This window comes from Kitasatospora phosalacinea (assembly GCF_030268885.1).
GTDB lineage: Bacteria > Actinomycetota > Actinomycetes > Streptomycetales > Streptomycetaceae > Kitasatospora > Kitasatospora phosalacinea_C.
The window spans coordinates 1-2,472 of the sequence record NZ_BSSA01000076.1 but is presented as its reverse complement, the minus strand read 5'-3'; the positions used below and the strand labels follow the sequence as shown (position 1 = coordinate 2,472).

The window sequence follows — 2,472 nt, the reverse complement described above, 5'->3', positions numbered from 1 at the left end:
GACCCGTTTTCCGCGCGCAACGGAATTGGTGGGTTGGCCAGGGCGTCCCGATGGGCTTGCTCGGCGGCCTCCAGGAGCTGGCCGGAGAACAGGGCCACGACCTGGCGCAGCCGCTCCAGCGCCTGGGCGCTGGCGCCGTCGGCCTGCACGGTGGCGGCGTAGTGGTAGGCGGCGCCGCCGAGGGCCTCGCCGAGCGCGGCTACGCGCTGGAGCGGGCCGGGGGCCATCTCGTCGGCCGCACCGGGGCGCATCGGGGCCACGGCCTTGAGCGCGTCGAGCAGTTGCCCGTCGGTCAGGCGGGCGGTGCGCTGGCGCGCCCGGGAGGCCTTGGAGCGGCAGGAGGCGCTGTCGGTGCAGTAGCGGGCGGGCCTGCCCCGGCCCTGCCTGCGCGGCAGGGGCGTGCCGCAGACCTCGCACAGCCTCTGGTCGGCCTGCCCGCCACCCTGTTCGTCTTTTTCGTGCGCGTCGGAATTCACGACCGGATCGTAGCCCGGTGGATCTTGACGGCGGCCGATTTTCTCAGCGCGCGGAAAAGGGGAGGCGGCGCTCCGCCCCCATCCTGCGGCGCGGGGAGGCTTGGGCGGGCGGCGGGCACCGCCTGCTGCACCGCCTCCGGCTGCGCAACGCGCTGCGCGGGCTGAACCGGCTGCGCAGCGCGTTGCGCGGCCCGCTGCACCAGGGCGGCCAGGGCGTCGTCGTCGTCCACCAGGCCGCCGCCGCCGTCGGCGGCGAGCAGCTGCTCGACGGCGGCCTGCTCCTGCTCGGTGGCGCCGCTCCAGGGGTCGGTGACGTCGGCGAGGGCGGCCTGCGTCTGCTCGACGAGCCCGGCCTCCGGCGCCGCGGCGTCGGCCGGCCGGTCCGCCGCCGCGCGCAGCGCGCCCAGGAGGAGGGCGCGGGCGCTGTAGTCGCGGGAGAGCCGGACGCGGTCGGCGGGCAGACCGGGGACGTCGGCGGCCAGGCGCTCACGCACGGTGGTGACGGCGGGGCCGTCCAGCCAGGTCACCAGCCAGGTGCCGCCGCGCTCCTGGTGGGCGCGCAGCACGCAGCCCGCACTCCTCGGTCAAGGCAGTGACGGACACCTTGATCCGCTTGCTGCCGCCGCGCCTGCTGTCGCTCACGTCCGCTCTCCGCTCTCTCCGGCCGGGCCGCCCGGCATCCTTCCACTGCGGCCGCCCCAGGGCGGGCGCAGCGCCGAGGCGCTCACGCCGCGTCGATGCGGAAGGCGGCGGGGAAGTGTGCGGCCGATCAGGACTTGAGGTCGTCCGGTCCGAGGGTCCGCGGGGCCTTGAACCATGCGCTCGGGCGGCCCGGCTCGCGGGCGGGGTCGAGCGTCACGTCCTCCAGCCGCATCGGCCTGCCCGGAAGCCTCACCGGCACGGCCACCCAGGACTCCTGCTCCGGTGCGGGGTCGCTCCCGTCCAGCGCGGCCAGCACGTCCCCGGCGTCCAGCCCCAGTTCCATGGCCTGGGCCAGGCACCGGGCGAGGGCGTCCTGGGCGGCCCGCTCGGCGGCGCGGTACCCGTCCAGGACGTCCTCGACGGCGGCCACCGCCGCCCGGCACCCGGCGCGCTCGCGCGCCGCGGCGGCCGTCTCCCGCAGCACCCGCTGCTCCGGCCGGTCCTCGCGCCCCGCCTTCCCGGCGTCCTGCGGGAGCGGCTCCGCGCCGGGCTGCTCCTGCTCGGGCACGGCATCGAGGAGGGCGCCGGCGCCAGCGGCGCGCTGGGCGGCGTCGACGGCCTCGGCAACAGCCGCCTCCTGGCGCTCCTTCACCCGCTCCCGGTGCGCCTTCGAGGAACAGGACCGGCTGCAGTACTCCGGCCGCTGCCCCGCGCCACCCACGCGGAGCGCCGCTCCGCACACCCGGCAGCGGCGTGCACCGCCCGCCGCCGCCGGCTCCTTCGCCGCTGCTTCATCCCTCTCCACGCCCACGCCTCGATCCTGGTCGAGAAATACCGCCCGAACAAATGCTCGGATGATCCGGGGAAAAATTCCTCCGGTGGCCCGTACCGTAGCACCAGACAAATCAGGTCCGCCAAATTCCGGCGCGGATGATTCAAATAAAAATGCGAGAAACCCTGCAAAGAATGCACATCACCTCCGCGCGGAGTTTCTGCGCGAGCCACCGGGCGCGGCCGCATCCGGGCGCCGGCCTCGGCCGCACGAAGCTGACGCGGGCCCCCGGCGGGCCGTGACCCGGGCGGGCGGGGCGCGGTTGGGAGGACATGGACTCTGTGATCACCGGGCCGTTCCTGCCCGCCCCTCCGTACGAGCTGGACGAGCGGGAGCAGCGGGCGCTGCAGCGGGCCGCCGAGGCCGGGCGGGCGGCCGCCTCCTGGCTGCGAGAGCTAGGAGCTGTCCGGCCGATCATGTGACTGTCGCCTGGTCGGATCGTTGTCCTGTGTATGGGGCGGGGTGAACGCGGTGATCTGTCGGACGCGGAGTGGGAACGGCTGCGGCCGTTCCTGCCCGTGA

At 75.4% G+C, this 2,472-nt stretch carries 3 protein-coding genes and 1 pseudogene; 1 reads left to right on the top strand and 3 read right to left on the bottom strand.

Going from position 1 to position 2,472, the window contains the following annotated elements:
- The 3 genes and pseudogenes from QSK52_RS38950 to QSK52_RS38940 all read right to left on the bottom strand — a co-directional run.
- Positions 1-476 (bottom strand): annotated as a pseudogene (locus QSK52_RS38950) (hypothetical protein); the annotation flags it as partial.
- Positions 473-1,042 carry a hypothetical protein gene (locus tag QSK52_RS38945; RefSeq protein WP_285741020.1) on the bottom strand — a complete coding sequence of 190 codons (570 nt, stop codon included), beginning with the start codon at positions 1,040-1,042 and terminating at the stop codon, positions 473-475. The pseudogene QSK52_RS38950 and the gene QSK52_RS38945, both read right to left, overlap by 4 nt.
- A 203-nt stretch (positions 1,043-1,245) precedes the next feature.
- Positions 1,246-1,770: a hypothetical protein gene (locus tag QSK52_RS38940; protein ID WP_285741019.1), complete on the bottom strand. Its 525-nt coding sequence runs from the start codon at positions 1,768-1,770 to the stop codon at positions 1,246-1,248.
- Positions 1,771-2,222: 452 nt separating this feature from the next.
- Here QSK52_RS38940 and QSK52_RS38935 point away from each other — a divergent pair, with 452 nt between their 5' ends.
- Complete coding sequence (locus QSK52_RS38935; protein ID WP_285741018.1) at positions 2,223-2,372, top strand: hypothetical protein; 150 nt, start codon at positions 2,223-2,225, stop codon at positions 2,370-2,372.
- Positions 2,373-2,472 lie beyond the last annotated feature (100 nt).